A 435-nucleotide genomic window follows, 5' to 3' on the forward strand; every position below is an offset into this window, starting at 1 on the left:
TCACCGTATCTTGCGGACGGGCAATTTGGGCCCCTACCGCCGCCGGCACGCCGAACCCCATGGTGCCGAGACCGCTGGAGGTGATGAAATTCTCCGGGCGCTCGAACGTCATGTGTTGCGCGCTCCACATCTGGTGCTGGCCGACGTCGGTGGTTACCACGCTGTTGGCCGGCTTGCGGGCGGACAGCTGGCGCAAGAACAGCGGCGCGTAGATCGGCTGGCCGGGGTGATCGTAGCGGCAGGCGTGCTCGGCTTTCAGCGCCGTCACCTGCTGCTGCCAGGCGGCGATATTCAGCGGGCGCTGCAACGCCGGCAGCAACGTTTTCAAATCGCCCTGCAGGGCCACATGCGCCTGGCGCAGCTTGCTCATTTCCGCCGGGTCGATATCCATGTGGATCACTTTGGCGTGCGGCGCGAAGGCGTTCAGTTTGCCGG

Annotated in this window: 1 protein-coding gene; it reads right to left on the minus strand. The window is 65.5% G+C overall.

Annotated features, from left to right (window positions below; all coding sequences use genetic code 11):
* Nucleotides 1-435: thiamine pyrophosphate-dependent enzyme (locus HFC70_RS26410; protein WP_246735973.1), on the minus strand; the 435-nt coding region annotated here is incomplete at both ends.

The sequence above is a fragment of the Agrobacterium sp. a22-2 genome (genome assembly GCF_012276985.1).
In the GTDB taxonomy this organism is placed as follows: domain Bacteria; phylum Pseudomonadota; class Alphaproteobacteria; order Rhizobiales; family Rhizobiaceae; genus Allorhizobium.